Below are 16,825 nucleotides of genomic sequence, written 5' to 3' on the forward strand. Positions count from 1 at the left end.
TTCTCCGGCGCGCCGCCGCTACGGGGCCGCGATCAGCCCCGCCAGCAACGCGACGCGCTCCACGGCCCGGTCGATCCACACGAACTCGTGTCGGGCGTGGGCGCCGTCGCCCACCGCCCCCAGCCCGTCGAGCGTCGCCGTGTACTGGCTCGTCAAGTTACCGTCCGAGCCGCCGCCCGCCGATCCCTCCCGGAGTTCGAGGCCGATCTCGTCCGCTACCCGGAGCGCCCGTTCCCAGAGCGCGACGTTGCGCGGAGTCCGCTCCAGCGGCCCCCGGCCCGCCACCTGGGTGACCTTGATCCGCGTCCCCGGCACGGCGGGCTCCAGCCCGAACATCCCCTCGCGGATCCGATCGGCCTCCGCGGCCGTCCACGCGCGTACGTCCACCTCGCAGTTCGCGGTCGCGGCGACCACGTTGGGGCGCGACCCCCCTCCGATCAGGCCCACGTTCACCGTCGTCCCGGCGGCCGCGTCGCCCAGCCGATCGATCGTCCGGATCGTGTGGGCGAGTTCGAGGATGGCCGACGCCCCCTCTTCCGGGGCGAGTCCCGCGTGCGAACTTCGCCCTTCGACCTCTACGTGGTACTGGCCGATCCCCTTGCGCCGCGTCTTGAGCCGGCCGCCGGGGCCCAGGGCAGGTTCGAGGACGAAGGCCCGGGACGCGCCGCGCGCCAGATCGCGAATCACCGGCTCGGACTCGGGGCTTCCTATCTCCTCGTCCGAGTTGATGAAGAAGACGGGTGCGACGCCGGCGTCCAGCCCGAGGTCCCGGAGCGCCCGCAGCGCGAACACGCCGATCGCGAGTCCGGTCTTCATGTCGAAGGCGCCGGGACCCGAGAGGCGCCCGTCGGACACCCGCACGGGCATTTCCCGCAGCGTGCCGATGGGCCACACCGTGTCCATGTGCCCCACGAGAAGTTGTGCCCCGCCCTCCGCGGGCCCATCCGCCGCAGCCCGTCCGCCCGCAGCCCCGGGGCTCCGCGCCAGCAGGTGGCCGCCGCTCGCCTGTCCCGGGATGTGCTCCACCTCCAAGCCGATGTCGTCCAGGGTTTCCGTGAGGATCGCGCGGATCCCGCGCTGGGCCTCCGGTTCGGTGGAAGGGGACTCCTCGAGCACGAGTTGGGAGATGAAATCGATGAATTCGTCGCGCAGTTCGGCCATTCGGCCGCTCACGGCCTGTGCGGGCGTGCTTCCGTTCGCGCCGGAGCCGGTCACGCGCCGCCCTCGCCTTCTCCGCCGTCCGCCCGCAGCACGCCCTCGATCAGCGTCCGATGGGCCTGGTATTCGGGGAGGTCGGGAATTCCTCCCGCCTCCTCCACCCGGGTCCGGATTCGGTCCCTGAACGCCTCCGCCGCGCCCGCGTCCCCCTCGAAGTCGGCCGCGCGCGCCGCGAGCAGGAGTCCGAGCAGGTGTTCCGGCTCCGCGGCGAGGATCTCATCCGCCATTTCCCGCGCGAGGCCGGACTCTCCCATGAGGAGACGGAGGAGGCCGACGTGGAACCGGGAGTCCGCATCGGTCTCTTCCGGAGGGACGGCGTCGTAAGCCTGCAACGCCATGTCGATGAAGAAGGCGGCGCGCTCGAAGTCGCCGCCCTCGTGTTCGCGCATCACGCGCTCGAAGAGGCGGTCCGCGACCCCGCGGGGGCCCATGGCGGCAAGTTCCTCCATGCTCGGCATGCCGGCTCCCCCGGCGCCGTCCCCCGCCGGGGCCGCTGCGGGGCCGCTCGGCATCTCGCCGGGAAGGCCGCCGGTCATCGTCATGTCTCCGATCCGCGTCACGCTTCCGCGCTGGACGAGCACCGCGATCATCACCGAGAAGGCCACCAGCGCGAGGCCGGAGAGGGCCCACGGGAGCAGGGCCGAGCGAGGCTTCCGCGGCGGAGCGCCCACGGGCGCACCGCATGCGGTGCAGTAGAGCGCGTCCTGCCGGAGCGGCGCCTGGCAGACCGGACAGGCCGCGCGCTGGACGAGAGGAGCCCCGCACTCTGCGCAGAAGTTGCCCGACGCAGCGCTCCCGCAGCGCGGGCACGTCACAACCCCGCTCATTGGGTGCTCGCGACCAGCGCGAAGCAAACGGCGCTCACACGGCGCAGCGGCCCCACACATGTCCTCACGTTGCCATTCCCCGTCCCCGGCGTCGGCGCCGGGCTTGACGTCGCCTCTCGTTCGATGATGGGCGCGCAAGCTCGCCGCGCAACGACGGGATGTCCACCTGTCCGGCGGGAAACGGACCGGCGCGGAACGCCATCGGCGCTTCCCGTGGCAGGGTTGGGCCGGAGGCTGCATCTTGCGAGGCATTCCGCAGGATGGTTTTGCAAAGCGAGGGAACGTTGAGACGGAAACTCTGGATGCTGGCGGGGCTCGGGGCGATCGCCGTAGCGATCACGGTGCTCGCGGCGGGCGGGTTGAACGAGAACATGGTGTTCTTCCTCACGCCTGCCGAGCTGGAGGCCCGCGGAGTCGAGATCGTGGATCAGCCGATCCGCCTCGGGGGCCAGGTCAAGCCGGGGAGCGTGGACTGGAACCCGGAGGCCGCCGAACTGCGCTTTGTCATCAGCGAAGGGGAGACCGAGATCTCCGTCGAGAGCACGGGCGCGCCCCCCGCCATGTTCCAGCCGGGCATGGGCGTCGTCGTCGAGGGGGCGTACGGGGAGGATGACGTCTTCCGCGCCACGAACCTGATGGTCAAACACTCGAACGAGTACGCCCCTCCGGAGCACGCGGGCGACGCGGGCCAGGTCTACAAGTCTCTCCTCGAAGATTCCTGAGACCTGGTGACGACCCGGTGAAGCTGTACAGAGCCGCCGCATGCTGAGCACGCTCGGCTACGCGTCCGTCATCGCGGCGCTCCTGGCTGCGGTGGTGGCCACGGTCGCCGGCGGCTGGGCCGGGCTGTCCCGCTCCGGCGACGAGGTGTCCGCGGCGCTGGCCCGCCGCGCCGCCTACTTCGCCTTCTTCGCAATGTCGGGCGGAATGCTCGTGATGGAGATCGCCCTCCTCACGCACGACTTCAGCGTCGAGTACGTAGCGCGCGTGGGGAGCCGCGAGACGCCGACCTACTACACCGCGATCTCGCTCTGGAGCAGCCTCGAGGGATCGATCCTCTTCTGGGGCTGGATCCTCGCCGGCTACGGCGCGCTCTTCGCCTTCACCCGGCGCCGCGAGTTCGGGGCGCTGCGGGCGGCCGGGGAACCGCTGACCGCGCTCGGCGGCGGACTCGCGCACGGCCTCCGCACCACCCCGCTCGTCCTCGGCGTCATCGGCGTCGTCCAGCTCTTCTTCTTCGGACTCCTGGCGGGGGCGGCGAACCCGTTCGGCATCGTGGACCCGGCGCCGGCCAACGGCCCGGGACCCAATCCTCTCCTCCAGAATCACCCGCTCATGGGCCTGCACCCGCCCATGCTCTACTTCGGCTTCGTCGGGATGACGGTGCCCTTCGCCTTCGCGATCGCGGCGCTGCTCCGGGGGAACGTCGAAGCGCGCTGGCTCCGGGACGCACGCCGCTGGATGGTCGCGGCGTGGGCCTTCCTCACCATGGGGATCATCGGCGGAGGCTGGTGGTCCTACGAGGTGCTGGGCTGGGGCGGCGCGTGGGCGTGGGATCCGGTGGAGAACGCGTCCTTCCTCCCCTGGCTCACGGCGACCGCCTTCCTGCACTCCGCGATGGTCCAGGAGCGGCGGGGGATGCTGAAGACGTGGAACCTCACGCTGATGATCGGGACGTTCCTCCTCACCCTGTTCGGGACGTTTCTCACCCGGTCGGGCGTCATCGACTCCGTGCACGCTTTCACGGAGGGCGCCATCGGGCCCGCGTTCCTCGCCTTCATCGCGGTGGTGGCGATCGTTTCGCTCGCGCTCATCGGCTGGCGGGGCAACCGGCTGCGGGCGCCGGGCCAGGTGGAGAGCCCCGCCTCGCGCGAATCCGCCTTCATCCTCAACAACCTCCTCCTCGTCGGCTTTACCTTCACGGTCCTCCTGGGCACGATGTGGCCGCTCGTCGTGGAGGCGCTGCGGGGGGACCGGATCAGCGTGGGGCCGCCGTACTTCGACCAGGTCGCGAGCCCGATCGGGCTGGCGCTCATCTTCCTGATGGGGGTGGGGCCGGCGCTCCCGTGGCGGCGCGCGGGGCGGAAGCAGCTGGAGCGGTCGTTCGCGTGGCCGGCGATCGTCGGCGCCGCGGCCGGGCTCATCGCCTTCGCCCTCGGCATCGGGTACTTCCTTCCCATCCTCACGATCGCCTTCGCCGCCTTCGTGCTCACGACGATCGCGGAGGAGTTCCGGAAGGGGATCGCCGCGCGGAGGAGGATCGCGGAACGGTCGTACCTCGGGGCGCTACGGGATCTCTTTTCGCGCACGGGCCAGCGCTACGGGGGCTACGTCGTGCACGTGGGCGTCATCGTCATCGCGCTCGCGATCTCCGTCTCGTGGACGTGGAAGACCGAACGGGAGATGACGCTCCGGCCCGGAGAGCGGCTCGCGATCAAGGACTACGAGGTGGAACTCATCGAGGTGTGGGCGCACGAGGAACCGCACCGCTTCGTCATCGGCGCGACCTTCGCGGCCTACCGCGATGGACGGGGGATCGGCGAGGAACGGCCCCGAATCAACTTCTACAAGGCCACGGGACAGAACATTGCGACACCCGCCGTGAAGAGTTCGCTCACGAGCGATCTCTATCTCACGCTGATGGCGGTGGACCCGGAGGACGGAGACCACGCGACGGTGCGGGCGATCGTGAACCCGGGGATCGTGTGGCTCTGGATCGGGGGAATGATCATCGGCGTGGGCGCCCTGATCGCGATCTGGCCGTGGGGCCGCAGCCGGGTGCGGGCGGCGGGGGCCGAGCTGCTCGCCGATCCGGCGGCCGCGGCATGACGGGCTGGTGGCGGTGGGCCCTGCCCGCGGCGGCCCTGCCCGTCCTCGCGCTCCTCTACTGGGGGCTGGGGCAGGATCAGCGGCGGCTTCCGTCCGCCCTCGAGGGACGCGAGGCACCCGCATTCCGGCTCGCGAACCTCTACAATCCGGGCGACTCGGTGAGCCTGAGCGACTTCGAGGGAAAGGTGGTCGTGCTCAACTACTGGGCTTCGTGGTGCATCCCATGCATCAGCGAACACCCGGTGCTCGTCCGGCTGCGCGAGACGTACGACCCGGAGGAGGTCGCGCTCATCGGCGTCCTCTTCCAGGACACGCCGGAGAACGGGATGCGCTTCATCGAGAAGCTGGGCGGCGAGTGGCCGCTCGTCACGGATCCGGGGAGCCTGACCGCGATCGAATACGGCGTGTACGGGGTGCCCGAGACGTACTTCATCGGCGCCGACGGCGTCGTCGCGCTGCGGCACGACCTCGCGGTGACCTGGGACCTCGTCGAGCGGAACGTGGATTCGCTGCTCGCGGCGCGCCGCGGCGGCGCAGCGGCGGGAAGCTGATGCGTCCCGAGCGCCGTGCGTGGAGCCGCGGGCTGCCGCAGGCGTGGCGCGGCGGCGCGCTCATGATGGCTCTGCTCGCCGCACCCGCCGCTGCGCAGACGGTCGACGGGGCCCTCGACGGGATCGAGCGGCCGGCCGCCCCCGGCGACCCGGTCCGCACTGCGGAGATCGACCAGCGGACGGCGGAGATCGGCGCCACCCTGCGCTGTCCCATCTGCCGCCAGCAGTCCGTCGCGGAGTCGTCGGCCCGCATCGCGCGCGAGATGCAGGACGTGATCCGCACCATGCTGATGGAGGGCCGCACCGCCGAGGAGATCGAGGCCTGGTTCGTCGAGGCCTACGGTCCCTGGATCCTCCTCAAGCCCCGGGCCGAGGGGATGAACCTCATCGTCTACGCCGGTCCGGGCCTCGCCTTCCTCCTCGGTGGATTTCTCGTCGCCCGCCGCATCCGGCGCGGCCGGAGTCGCGACGATGAGGAGCGCGTCGGGCCCGCGGTGCCCGACCACCTGCGGAAGGCCGACCGCCGCTGGATCGAGGCTGCCCTCAAGGAGTCCTGAGACGGCTCAGGCCAGCTGCTGCCTGAGGACGGTCTGGAGGATGCCGCCGTTGCGGTAGTAGTCGACCTCGACCTCCGTATCCAGCCGCGCGATGGCCTCGAAGCGCACCTCCGCTCCATCGTCCGCGGTCGCCGTTACCCGCATCGGGTCCTTCGGCCGCAGCCCGTCCGCGATCCCCTCGATGCGGAAGGTCTCATTGCCGGTGAGTCCCAGCGTCGCGGCCGTCTCCCCGTCGCGGAACTGCAGGGGCAGGATCCCCATGCCGATGAGGTTCGAACGGTGGATGCGCTCGTAGCTCACGGCGATGGCAGCCTTTACGCCCTGCAGGAAGGGGCCCTTGGCCGCCCAGTCGCGGCTCGAGCCGGATCCGTAGAGCGCGCCGCCGATGACGATGGTCGGCGTCCCCTCCTCCCGGTAGCGCGTCGCCGCGTCGAAGATCGTCATCTGCTCGCCGCTCGGAACGTGGCGGGTGAAGCCGCCCTCCACCCCCGGCACCATCAGGTTCCGCAGCCGGATGTTCGCGAACGTCCCCCGCATCATCACTTCGTGGTTCCCGCGGCGGGCTCCGTATGAGTTGAAGTCGCGGAGCGCCACCCCGTGTGCCCTGAGGTAGTCCGCGGCCGGCGAGGTCGGCGCGATCCCCCCGGCGGGCGAGATGTGGTCCGTGGTCACCGCGTCGCCGAGGAGGGCGAGACAGCGGGCTCCCTCGATGTCCGCGGGGGCGGCGGCCTCCTTCGACATCCCGGCGAAGAAGGTCGGCTGGCGCACGTAGGTCGAGGCCTCATCCCACGCGAAGCGGTCGCCTACGGGGATCTCCAGCGCGTTCCAGCGCTCGTCGCCGGCGTACACCTCCGCGTACTTGGTGCGGAACATCTCCGTCTTCACGGCGGTGCGGACGGCTTCGTTGATTTCGTCCTGGCTGGGCCAGATGTCGCGCAGGAAGATCTCCTCGCCCCGGTCGTTCGTTCCCAGCGGCTCGCTGTACAGGTCGATGTCCATCCGGCCTGCGAGCGCGTACGCGACGACGAGGGGAGGCGAGGCGAGGTAGTTGGCTCGCGAATCGGGGCTGATGCGGCCCTCGAAGTTCCGGTTCCCGGAGAGGACGGAGCAGGCGACGAGATCGTTCTCCCGGATCGCGCCCGAGATCTCGGCCGGGAGCGGTCCGGAGTTCCCGATGCAGGTCGTGCAGCCGTAGCCCACGACGTGGAAGCCGAGCTGCTCGAAGTACGGCATGAGGCCGGCCTCGTTGAGGTATTCCGTCACGACCATCGAGCCGGGAGCGAGACTCGTCTTCACCCACGGACGCTGCCTGAGACCCGACTCGACGGCCTTCCGGGCCAGGAGGCCCGCACCGACCATGACGGACGGATTCGACGTGTTCGTGCAACTCGTGATCGCGGCGATGACCACGGACCCGTCGTGAAGGGAGAACTCGTGCGACTCGCCCTGTTCGTCCGTCAGGCGCACGGCGACGCCGGCCGGGGCTTCGGCCACGGCCACGCCGCCGTCACCCGCATCGCCGGACCAGCCCGTCATCTGCGTGAGGCCGCCGCCCCCCGTGCCCGGCCCCTTCAGCCCGTCGAGCGCGTCCAGGAAGCGCGGCTTGCTCTCCGACAGCGGCACGCGCTGCTGCGGCAGCTTCGGGCCCGCGATCGCCGGTTCGACCGTGGAGAGGTCCAGCTCCACGTGGTCGCTGTATTCCGCCGGCGGAGTGTCCGCATCGTGGAAGAGGCTCTGGGCCCGTGCGTAGGCCTCGACGAGCGCCACCTGCTCGTCGGAGCGGCCGGTGAAGCGAAGGTAGGCGAGCGTCTCCGCGTCGATGGGGAAGATCGCGCAGGTGGAGCCGAACTCGGGCGACATGTTGCCGAGCGTCGCCCGGTCGGCGAGCGACAGACCGGCGAGCCCCGGTCCGTAGAACTCGACGAACTTGCCGACGACGCCCGCGCCGCGGAGAACCTCGGTCACCCGGAGGACGAGGTCCGTCGCGGTGGCGCCGTCCGGGAGCCGGCCGCGGAGCCGGAAGCCGAGCACGCGCGGGACGAGCATGGAGAGCGCCTGCCCCAGCATCGCCGCTTCGGCCTCGATGCCGCCCACGCCCCACCCGAGGACGCCGAGGCCGTTCACCATCGTGGTGTGGCTGTCCGTGCCGACGACGGTGTCGGGATAGGCCACACGCTCGCCTCCCGTCGCGTCGTCGAACACGACCCGGGCCAGGTACTCGAGGTTCACCTGGTGCACGATCCCCGTCCCGGGCGGGACGACCTTGAAGTTGTCGAACGCCGTCTGGCCCCAGCGGAGGAAGGCGTAGCGCTCGTGGTTCCGCTCGAATTCCCGCTCCGCGTTGATGAGGAACGACCGCGCCGAGCCGAACGAGTCCACCTGCACGGAGTGGTCGATGACGAGTTCGCACGGCATCAGCGGGTTGATCGAGGCGGGGTCGCCACCGAGTTCCGCCATCGCGTCGCGCATCGCGGCCAGATCCACGACGGCGGGCACGCCGGTGAAGTCCTGCAGGAGCACGCGCGCGGGCCGAAAGGAGAGTTCCCGCCCCGGCGTGGCCTGCGCGTCCCACCCCGCGATGGCGGCGATGTCCTCCGCCGTCACCGATTGTCCGTCCTCGTGCCGGACCAGGTTCTCCAGCACCACCTTGATCGAGAACGGCAGACGCGACAGGTCGCTCCCGGTGGCGGAGGCGACGGCCCGCAGGTCGCGGATCGCGACGGGGCCGCCGTGAGCGTGCAGCGAAGCGCGGGCGCCGAAGGAATCGAGATGCGGAAGGCTGGACATGGTGGACCTCATCGAGACCGCGAAGAGTTGTCTTTCCGTGGGCAACGTATCGAATCCGGAGCCCCGGATCGACCGGAGAACGGGGCTTCAGGTTGAAGATGAATGTACTTGCGAATAAACTCTGATGCCGGTCGGTTGCCCCGCGATGGACCGGCCTTGGCGACGCGGACGGCCACCGACGCAGGCAAGGAGAGGGTATTGTCCGGAAGCCGAAAAGGGACGCAGCCTTCCGACGGACCGCCGGTCCCGGACCGCGAGCCGGCCCGGGAAGCGCCGCCGCCGGGCAGACTCCTGACGCGCCGCTCCGCAATCCGCGCCGGGCTCGCGGGTCTGCTCGGCGCGCCTTTCGCCACATCGCTCGGCGCCTCCACGCGCCCGCTCGCTCCCGGCCTGCGCTGGAGCGGAAGGCAGGGCGCGCAGCCCGACGACGAGATCCTTCTCGGCGTGTCCGCGGCCTTCTCCGGGCCCTCCCGGGGACTGGGCACCGAACTGTATCGCGGGGCGATGTCCTGTTTCGGGCAGGTCAACGAGCAGGGCGGCGTCAACGGCCGGCGGATCGTCCCCAAGCTCTACGACGACGGCTACCAGCCCGATCCGTGCGTGGAGAACACGCTCAAGCTGATGCTGGAAGACGAGGTCTTCCTGCTGTTCGGCTACGTCGGCACGCCGACCGTCACCCGCGTCCTGCCGCTCCTGAAGAAGTTCCAGGACCAGCAGATGTACATCTTCTTCCCCTTCACGGGCGCCCAGCCGCAGCGCGAGCCGCCGTACGGGGAGTTCGCCTTCAACCTGCGCGCCTCCTACGGCCAGGAGACGGCGGGACTCGTCGACAACTTCATTCGCATCGGGCGCCGCCGAATCGCGGTCTTCTACCAGGCCGACGCCTACGGGCGCAGCGGCTGGGCCGGCGTGAGAGCGGCGCTGGCCCGGCACGGAGAGACGATCGCCGGCGAGGCGACCTACCGGCGGGGCACGCAGTTCACGAGCGTGATGCGGCCGCAGGTCGAGATTCTGCAGGAGGCCTCTCCGGACGCCGTGATCTGTGTCGGCGCCTACGCGGCGTGCGCCGCCTTCGCCCGCGACGCGATGGACCTGGGGCTGCACGTGCCCATCGCCAACCTCTCCTTCGTGGGAAGCGAGAACCTGCTGGCTCTTCTCATGGATGCGAGCAGCGATGATCCGGCGTACTACACGCCGTGGCTCGTGAACTCGCAGGTCGTGCCCAGCTACGAGGACACGTCGATCCCGGCCGTGCCCGAGTACCGCGATCTGATGGACCGCTACGATCCCCAGGTGCCGGAGGAACTCGTCGTGGAACCCTACGACCCGTTCCCGTACAGCTTCACGAGCCTCGAGGGATACCTGGACGCAAAACTGCTCACGGAAATCCTGAGTCGGATCGACGGCGCCCCCGAGCGCAGCAAGCTGAACGACGCGGTGTTCTCCGTGCGCAACTACGACCTCGGGATCGGTGAACGGGTATCGTTCGGGCCCGACCGGCGTCAGGGACTGCAGAGCGTCTACTACACCGTCGTGGAGGATGGCCGTTTCGTGACCCTCAGCGACTGGGAAGCCAAGTTCGGCGTGGACGCGACGACGGGCGACCAGGTCTCGTGACGCAGCCGGAGCAACACGAGATCCGGATCAAGAGGCTCTTCCGGAAGACGCTCTTCGGCATCTTCGTCCTCTTCGGCATCATCGTCGCCGCCACCTCCACGCTCTCGATCCTCACGGTCTCGAGCCAGTTGCAGGAGGAGTACGAGAGCAACAGCGCGAACATCGCCAAGAACATCGCCGACTCCAGCGTGGACATCCTTCTCAACCGGAACCTCGCCACGCTGCAGTCGCTCATCGACCAGTTCGTCGAGATCCAGAGCATCCGGTACATCTACATCACGAGCGACACCGGCGAGATCCTGACGCACACGTTCGTGCCCGGCGTCCCGGAGGTGATCCGGGAGAGCGACCCGCACACGACCGAGCCGATCGAACGCAGCCTGCCGGGGATGGGCGATTTCGTCGAGGTCGGGAGCCCGATTCTGGCCGGCCAGGCCGGTACGGTGCACGTGGGGATGGACCTCGACCTCGTGCGGCTCAAGATCCAGCGCGCCACGGGGCAGCAGATCGCCCTGATCTGCATCATCCTCATCGTCGGCGTCCTGGGTTCGATCTGGTTCGTGAAGCTCGCCGTGACCCCGCTGGAGGAGCTGCTTTCCTACGTAGTGGGGCTGGCGCGCCGCGATGCCGATGCGCCGAGCGACGCGAAAGTCCTGCGGCGCGACGACGAGATCGGGGAGATGGCGCGCCTCATGCTGCACGCCGTGAAGGGCGAGGTCTCGGGCGCGGCGTCGAATCCGGGTTCGGGAACGGACTGACGTGTCCGCCGAGGGCTGGAAGGCGCCCCGGGTCGCGATCGCCTTCTTCTGCACGGTCCTGCAGGTCTGCTTCGGCACCGTCTACGCGTGGAGCTTCTTCCAGACGATGCTCGTCCGGCAGGCAGGTTGGACGTTCACGCAGGGGTCGCTCGCCTTCTGCATCGCCATCTTCTCTCTGGGGACGGCCGCGGCCTGGGCCGGCCAGTTGCTGCCCAAGGTGGGTCCCCGGCGGCTCGCCCTCATCGGAAGCACGCTGTTCGCGGGCGGCTACGTCATCGCGAGCTTCGCGCTCCGGATCGACTCGATTCTCCTCTTCTACGCCGGGTACGGACTCATCGGGGGCATCGGCATCGGACTCGGGTACGTGACGCCGGTCACCACGGCCGCGAAGTGGTTCCCGGACCGGAAGGGGCTCGTCACGGGCATCGTCGTCATGGGCTTCGGCATCGGCGCGCTCATCCTCAGCAAGGGTCTCGCACCGCTGCTGGTGCTGCAGACGGAGGGGGATCTCCCGCAGATCTTCCTGTGGCTGGGGATCGTCTTCGCGTGCATCCTGATCCCCAGCAGTTTCGTCATCGACGACCCGCCGGCCGCCCAGGTCGCGCCGTGGAAGCAGCCGGCGAAGGTGGGCCAATACCTGAAGTCCAGCCAGTTCGTCATCATCTGGATCGTCTTCTTCTTCAACATCGCCGCGGGCATCTCGGTCATCAGCTTCCAGTCCGAACTCCTGCAGGAGGTCTGGGGGCTGGCCGATCCCAGCGTCGAGCCGGCGGTGCTGGCGGAGTACGGCGCGACGCTCATCGCCGCGAGTTCCGTCTGTAACGGGCTGGGGCGCATCCTGTGGGCCTGGCTCTCCGACCGCATCGGGCGCGTCGGCGTGTTCCGCATCCTGCTCGCGAGCCAGATGGTCGTGTTCGGCGTCCTCATGACCGAATCCAATCCGTGGATCTTCTCCGCGCTCGTGTGCTACGTGCTGCTCTGCTTCGGCGGAGGATTCGCGACCATGCCCTCGTTCATCCTCGAGGTGTACGGCCCCGGGAACATGTCGAAGGTGTACGGCGCGATTCTCACCGCCTGGGCCGCGGCGGGCATCTGCGGCCCGCTGTACGTGGGATACCTCAAGGACTCCTATCCGGACCGCGCGGTCATGTACTGCTTCCTCATCGGGATCCTCATGCTCGGCGCGGGCTACCTGTTCTCGTACCTGCTCGACGATGACCGCGTCAGCCTGGGCCGCCCGACCGTAAGAAAAACGTTGGAGCGGTACGGGATCCCCATCCCCGACCAGCCCTGACCCGCAATCGGTCCCTTTTCAGGCCGGCGGGTGTGCGGGAGCGACCGTGAACACCTCGACCCGCACCGGGAGACCCGGAATTCCGGCCAACCGCCGGTCGGTCGTGAGAAGAGGGGCATCGAGGGTCTCGGCCAGCGTGACGTACGCGGCGTCGTACGCAGTGAGGTTGTGGCGACGGGACCAGATCCTCGACAGGAGCGGCTCGTGTCCGTGTCGCCGCACGTCAAGATCGAGGAAGTTGCGATATGCCTCGCCGGCACGGGGCGCCGACAAGACTCCCGTCCTCTCGTACCGGCGGAGAACGTGGAGAACCTCGAGGTCCAGAAGTTCGGGGCTGTGCAGGGAGATCCCGGGATCGGAGATTCGCTGCATGATTCGGGCGCCCGAGCGCGTACCGAGTACGAGTTCCACGACGGCAGATGCATCCAGGACGGCGACCACGCGGCGTCAGCGCCTCTCCCGCGCTTCGCGGAGGACCTCGCTCGGCAGTGGATCCGGTTCGATCGGTGGGAGCCGGGCAATGCGGTGGAACAGTTCTTCCCGGGTGGGCTTCTCCAGGGACTTCCGGATCTCGCGGAGAACGTAATCCGACATCGATGTGCCGGCGAGCGCCGCACGGGACTTGAGCCGTCGGTGCAGTTCGTCCGGTATATTTCGTACCTGAAGCATCTTTGACATGTGTCTAACATGATTTCATGTTTAGAACACGTCAAGCGACCGCATTGGGCAACCAAGGTATCGGCGGACCTACATGAACCCTTCCTCATCGCCCGTCAGCCGCATCGCCCCGGCGGCGCTCGCGATGGCGTTTTTTCTCGGCTCGTGCGCGTCCCCGCCGACTCCCCTGCCGCCGCTGGACGTCGCGTGGGCGCCGGCCGCGCCCGCTCAGGGCCACCTCTTCGTCATCGGCGTCGCGGCGCCATCGGGCTCCGGCGTGATCTCCGCCGCCGGCGAGGTGGGGGGCGAGGCGCTGCACTTCCGGCGCGTCGGACCGGTGCTCGAGAGTCTGGCGGCGGTCCCGGTTTCGACGGTCGGCACGCTCGGCGCCTGGGTGCGGGCGGACTACGCGGACGGCCGTTCGCGGACCGACTCGCTCCGCATTCCCGTGCGGGCGGGCGAATACGAGCACGAGCGGCTCACGGTGGCGCCGCGTTTCGGGTCCCCACCGAACGAGGAGGACCGGGCGCGGCTGGCGAGCGATCGGGAGAAGGCCGCCCGGGCCTCGCGCGAGGCGCACGCCATGCCGCGCATGTGGAGCACGGTGCGTCTCCCGCGCGAATCCCGCGTGACGAGCGGCTTCGGCACCGGTCGCGAGTTCAACGGACAGATCACGAGCCGCCACATGGGACTCGACCTGGCCGGCGCCCGCGGCGCGATCGTGGCGGCGGCGGCGGACGGCGTCGTAGCGGTCGTCGACGGCTTCCTGCTCGGGGGGAACGTCGTCTACCTCAATCACGGCGGCGGCCTGCTCACCGGCTACTTCCACCTGAGCGAGCAACTCGTCTCCGTGGGCGACACGGTCACGGCGGGGACGCCCATCGGGAGGGTCGGGGCCACCGGCCGCGTGACCGGCCCCCACCTGCACTGGGTCGTGCGTTACGGGGGTACGAGTGTGGACCCGCGGAGCCTGCTCGCGCTCCCGGGGATCAGATCCATCCCGGAATGATCGCCTTCCGCCCCGGCGGATAGTCCTCGAACCGTTCGCGGTACCATCGGTGGTGGCTGAGCGCCCGCGGGACGAGGTTCGCCGCGGTGAACAGGAAGAAGGCGAGTCCGGCCAGCGACCACGTGGCGAGCGCCCAGCCGGCCCATTCCATTACTTCTCCCAGATAGTTGGGACACGAGACGTAGCGGAACCCCCCGCCGCGCGGGATCGAATAGCCGGTCTCCCCGGGCTTCCGCAGCCTCAGCAGCGTGTTGTCGGAGTGCAGGTTCAGGGCGAAGCCAACCGCGAAGACGGCCATGCCGGCGAGAAACCGCGGATCCCCCGGCCACTGCAGGTCGTACTGTCCGATCTCCGAGATCCAGCGCGCATTCACATACGCGTTGAGCATATTGAATGTGAAACCGGAGGCTGCGGCGGCGACGGGCATCCTCTTTCCCCTGGTCCGCGTCCGGAGGGGATAGATGAATGTCCGGTTCAGATAGTGGCACTGCCAGATGCCGAAAAAGATGAGCGGCACCGCGTCGCCGGCCGACTGTCCGGCGAAATAGACACAGGCAAAGAAGGCCGGCGCCGGTATTTCCATCAGAATCCAGCCGACGCGATCCGGGAGGGCCGGACCCCAGCCTCGCCCCGAATAGTGGCGGCCGTAGGGGGCCTTCAGGCGCAGCAGACCGATGAACGTCAGCGGCGCGAGGGCCAGGAGGACCCACACCAGGGCGCTGTGGAGTGCCACGCCACCCATCGCGGACACGATCGCGTTCAGCGGCCGGCCGGTGTCGACACTAGAAGGGAACGACGGAGCCCAGGCCGAGTTCCTCCGCCCTGCTCAGGGCCGCTTCCGCGATCGCGACATCCTGCGCGGCGTTCCCGACCGATTCGAAAAGCGTGAAGTCGTGGTGGCCGCGCCCGCCCGGGGCCTCGCCGGTGACGATCTCGCCGAGTTCGGCATCGATCACGTCGCGCCCGACGATCCCCTTCTCCACCGGGATGATGAGGTCGCCGGCCTCCTCCCAGATCGCTTCGCGCTGGTCCACGATCACGCGTGCGCGGGTGACGATCTCCTCGGGGATCTCGCGCGTGTGGGGCTGAAAGGCGCCAATCGCGTTGATGTGGGCTCCGGGTTCGAGGAGTTCGGGGGAGAAGACGGGCCTCTCGCTCGTGGTCGCGGTCACGACGAGGCGCGCGCCGTCGAGCGCCTCGGCCGGCGTCGCGGCGGCCCGGATCCGGGGCGGAGTCCCCCCTTCGGGCGGCACGAGCGATGCGGCCCGGGCGGTGAGGGCGGCGGCCAGCTCCTCGGCGCCTTCGGGGGGAACGGAGACGATCCGGATCTCGCGCAACGGCCGGCAGGCGGCCAGCAGTTCGATGTGGGCCCGACCCTGGGCGCCGGCCCCGAATACGGCGAGCACGTCCGCTGCGGGGTCGGCCAGCAGTTCCGTGGCCAGCCCGCTGCCCGCCGCCGTCCGGATCTCCGTCAGCGAGGTGCCGTCGAGGAGGGCGCGGGTGCCTCCCGTCTCCGCGTCGAGCAGGATGACGGCCCCCTGGATCGGCGGCTGACCGGCGGAGACGTTGCCGGGGAAGACCGAGACGATCTTGGCCCCGAGCCCCCCGGAGCCGTCGAGGAAGGCGGGCATGAGGAGGGTGATCCCGCGCCGGCTCTCGAGATGCCCCCGTACGGGCACCACCGCCTGACCGCCGGACAGTTCCCCGAACGCGACCCGCATCGCGTCCACAGCCGCTGCCGCGTCCACAGCGCGTTCGATGTCGACTCTCGAGAGAACCCGGATCTCCACTCGTTCAGCCTCCCGTACTGTCGGCGCCGGAGCGGCGCTCCTGGATGGCGGAGCGCAGCATGGCGATCGCGGCGTAGAGGACGACGACGACGACGAGCCAGCGCATGGCGTTGAGAGGAAGCGACCGGACGATGAACGCGGCGATCAGCACGGCCGGGATCCCTCCGATCGCGAGACCGAGGGCCGCGCGGAGTCCGTAACGTCCCGCCTTGAGGAAACGCAGGCCCGCGACCGGCATGAGGAAGGCGGACGCGCCCATCATGATCGGGAAGGCGACGGCCGGGTTCAATCCCATGACGCTGACGACGATCATCGTCGGAGCGTAGATCCCGATCCCGATCGTCATGAGCGCCCCGAGGACGAAGAGACAGCCCGCCGCGAGGGCGAGCGATCCGCCGGACAGGCCGGACGCCTCTCCTCCCACGGCCGCGATCTCGAAGATCGCCATGAGGAAGGTGGCGGCGGCGATGAGGAGCGCGACTCCCATCCCGATCTGGATCCGGTAGCGGGGCAGGCGGGCCACGACCCCCGCACCCAGCCAAGCCCCGAGAACGGCGGCCGCAATGAGGACGAAGAGCGTCGTCGGCTCCACGCTGATGATCGCGATGAAGATGAAGGCCTGGATCACGACCGGGGGCGTGTGCCCGATCATCATCGTGCCCGGGATTTCCTCGTCGGGCACGACCTTCTTCAGCTTGAAGAGCGATGTGGTCGGCGCGAAGGAGCCGATGCCGAGCGTGTCGAAGAAATTCGTCCCGAAGCCCACCAGGAGTTCGAACACGCTGGGGCGGCCCCACCAGCCGTCACGCTCCCGTCCGGCCCGCGTGGCCGCGGCGGCGGCGCGAGCCCACGCCGCGAGCAGCCCGGCCGTGAAGAGCGCCAGGACGGAGAACAGGTAGAGGCGCGGATCGCTCAGGTCAGGCACCCTGTT

At 69.5% G+C, this 16,825-nt stretch carries 16 protein-coding genes; 8 read left to right on the plus strand and 8 right to left on the minus strand.

Annotated elements, in window-relative coordinates; translation table 11 throughout:
• Positions 1–18: 18 nt before the first annotated feature.
• Both ACQY5G_RS15530 and ACQY5G_RS15535 read right to left on the minus strand, forming a co-directional pair.
• Complete coding sequence (locus ACQY5G_RS15530; protein ID WP_428275463.1) at positions 19–1,215, minus strand: M20 family metallopeptidase; 1,197 nt, start codon at positions 1,213–1,215, stop codon at positions 19–21.
• Positions 1,212–2,045 (minus strand): zinc ribbon domain-containing protein, encoded by an 834-nt coding sequence (locus tag ACQY5G_RS15535; RefSeq protein WP_428275465.1) that lies wholly within the window; start codon positions 2,043–2,045, stop codon positions 1,212–1,214. Before ACQY5G_RS15535 ends, ACQY5G_RS15530 begins: the two co-directional genes overlap by 4 nt.
• Positions 2,046–2,329: 284 nt before the next feature.
• Here ACQY5G_RS15535 and ACQY5G_RS15540 point away from each other — a divergent pair, with 284 nt between their 5' ends.
• The 4 genes from ACQY5G_RS15540 to ACQY5G_RS15555 are packed head-to-tail and all read left to right on the plus strand — an operon-like array spanning position 2,330 to position 5,982.
• Positions 2,330–2,767, plus strand: coding sequence for a cytochrome c maturation protein CcmE (locus ACQY5G_RS15540; RefSeq protein ID WP_428275467.1), 438 nt, complete (start codon positions 2,330–2,332; stop codon positions 2,765–2,767).
• A 40-nt stretch (positions 2,768–2,807) separates the two neighbouring features.
• Complete coding sequence (locus ACQY5G_RS15545; RefSeq protein WP_428275469.1) at positions 2,808–4,874, plus strand: heme lyase CcmF/NrfE family subunit; 2,067 nt, start codon at positions 2,808–2,810, stop codon at positions 4,872–4,874.
• Entirely contained in the window at positions 4,871–5,425 is a 555-nt protein-coding gene (locus tag ACQY5G_RS15550; RefSeq protein WP_428275471.1) for a TlpA family protein disulfide reductase, read from the plus strand. The genes ACQY5G_RS15545 and ACQY5G_RS15550 overlap by 4 nt, the downstream gene beginning before the upstream one ends.
• Entirely contained in the window at positions 5,425–5,982 is a 558-nt protein-coding gene (locus ACQY5G_RS15555; RefSeq protein WP_428275473.1) for a cytochrome c-type biogenesis protein, read from the plus strand. The genes ACQY5G_RS15550 and ACQY5G_RS15555 overlap by 1 nt, the downstream gene beginning before the upstream one ends.
• A gap of 6 nt (positions 5,983–5,988) precedes the next feature.
• Here ACQY5G_RS15555 and acnA read toward each other — a convergent pair whose 3' ends face one another.
• Positions 5,989–8,769: an aconitate hydratase AcnA gene (gene acnA, locus ACQY5G_RS15560; RefSeq protein ID WP_428275475.1), complete on the minus strand. Its 2,781-nt coding sequence runs from the start codon at positions 8,767–8,769 to the stop codon at positions 5,989–5,991.
• A 198-nt stretch (positions 8,770–8,967) separates the two neighbouring features.
• Between acnA and ACQY5G_RS15565 the strand changes: the two genes are divergently transcribed.
• The 3 genes from ACQY5G_RS15565 to ACQY5G_RS15575 are packed head-to-tail and all read left to right on the plus strand — an operon-like array spanning position 8,968 to position 12,438.
• On the plus strand, positions 8,968–10,386 hold the full coding sequence (locus ACQY5G_RS15565; RefSeq protein WP_428275477.1) for an ABC transporter substrate-binding protein: 1,419 nt from the start codon (positions 8,968–8,970) through the stop codon (positions 10,384–10,386).
• A complete protein-coding gene (locus ACQY5G_RS15570; protein WP_428275479.1) occupies positions 10,383–11,144 on the plus strand; it encodes a hypothetical protein in 762 nt (253 codons plus the stop codon). The genes ACQY5G_RS15565 and ACQY5G_RS15570 overlap by 4 nt, the downstream gene beginning before the upstream one ends.
• Position 11,145: 1 nt before the next feature.
• Positions 11,146–12,438, plus strand: a complete 1,293-nt coding sequence (locus tag ACQY5G_RS15575) for an OFA family MFS transporter (RefSeq protein WP_428275481.1) — start codon at positions 11,146–11,148, stop codon at positions 12,436–12,438.
• Between the two features lie 18 nt (positions 12,439–12,456).
• Here ACQY5G_RS15575 and ACQY5G_RS15580 read toward each other — a convergent pair whose 3' ends face one another.
• Both ACQY5G_RS15580 and ACQY5G_RS15585 read right to left on the minus strand, forming a co-directional pair.
• Positions 12,457–12,810: a type II toxin-antitoxin system VapC family toxin gene (locus ACQY5G_RS15580; protein WP_428278717.1), complete on the minus strand. Its 354-nt coding sequence runs from the start codon at positions 12,808–12,810 to the stop codon at positions 12,457–12,459.
• Between the two features lie 75 nt (positions 12,811–12,885).
• Positions 12,886–13,116, minus strand: coding sequence for a FitA-like ribbon-helix-helix domain-containing protein (locus tag ACQY5G_RS15585; RefSeq protein ID WP_428275483.1), 231 nt, complete (start codon positions 13,114–13,116; stop codon positions 12,886–12,888).
• A 73-nt stretch (positions 13,117–13,189) separates the two neighbouring features.
• On the opposite strand from ACQY5G_RS15585, the gene ACQY5G_RS15590 reads away from it, so the two are divergent.
• Complete coding sequence (locus tag ACQY5G_RS15590) at positions 13,190–14,104, plus strand: M23 family metallopeptidase (protein WP_428275485.1); 915 nt, start codon at positions 13,190–13,192, stop codon at positions 14,102–14,104.
• Here ACQY5G_RS15590 and ACQY5G_RS15595 read toward each other — a convergent pair.
• From ACQY5G_RS15595 to ACQY5G_RS15605, 3 genes are read right to left on the minus strand one after another with little or no spacing between them, the layout of a single operon-like run.
• Positions 14,085–14,837 (minus strand): DUF1295 domain-containing protein, encoded by a 753-nt coding sequence (locus ACQY5G_RS15595; protein WP_428275487.1) that lies wholly within the window; start codon positions 14,835–14,837, stop codon positions 14,085–14,087. The two genes, ACQY5G_RS15590 and ACQY5G_RS15595, sit on opposite strands and share 20 nt — an antisense overlap.
• 49 nt (positions 14,838–14,886) lie before the next feature.
• Positions 14,887–15,894 carry an ornithine cyclodeaminase family protein gene (locus tag ACQY5G_RS15600; RefSeq protein WP_428275489.1) on the minus strand — a complete coding sequence of 336 codons (1,008 nt, stop codon included), beginning with the start codon at positions 15,892–15,894 and terminating at the stop codon, positions 14,887–14,889.
• A gap of 4 nt (positions 15,895–15,898) precedes the next feature.
• Complete coding sequence (locus tag ACQY5G_RS15605) at positions 15,899–16,819, minus strand: TSUP family transporter (protein ID WP_428275491.1); 921 nt, start codon at positions 16,817–16,819, stop codon at positions 15,899–15,901.
• Positions 16,820–16,825: the final 6 nt, after the last annotated feature.

The organism is Candidatus Palauibacter sp. (assembly GCF_965261555.1).
Lineage (GTDB): Bacteria > Gemmatimonadota > Gemmatimonadetes > Palauibacterales > Palauibacteraceae > Palauibacter.

Bases quoted from the DNA above. Each gene is read 5' to 3' on its own strand.
- ACQY5G_RS15590 (WP_428275485.1), top strand. From the start codon at position 13,190: ATGAACCCTTCCTCATCGCCCGTCAGCCGCATCGCCCCGGCGGCGCTC.
- ACQY5G_RS15550 (WP_428275471.1), top strand. From the start codon at position 4,871: ATGACGGGCTGGTGGCGGTGGGCCCTGCCCGCGGCGGCCCTGCCCGTC.
- ACQY5G_RS15535 (WP_428275465.1), bottom strand. From the start codon at position 2,045: ATGAGCGGGGTTGTGACGTGCCCGCGCTGCGGGAGCGCTGCGTCGGGC.
- ACQY5G_RS15555 (WP_428275473.1), top strand. From the start codon at position 5,425: ATGCGTCCCGAGCGCCGTGCGTGGAGCCGCGGGCTGCCGCAGGCGTGG.
- ACQY5G_RS15545 (WP_428275469.1), top strand. From the start codon at position 2,808: ATGCTGAGCACGCTCGGCTACGCGTCCGTCATCGCGGCGCTCCTGGCT.
- acnA (WP_428275475.1), bottom strand. From the start codon at position 8,769: ATGTCCAGCCTTCCGCATCTCGATTCCTTCGGCGCCCGCGCTTCGCTG.
- ACQY5G_RS15580 (WP_428278717.1), bottom strand. From the start codon at position 12,810: ATGCAGCGAATCTCCGATCCCGGGATCTCCCTGCACAGCCCCGAACTT.
- ACQY5G_RS15585 (WP_428275483.1), bottom strand. From the start codon at position 13,116: ATGTCAAAGATGCTTCAGGTACGAAATATACCGGACGAACTGCACCGA.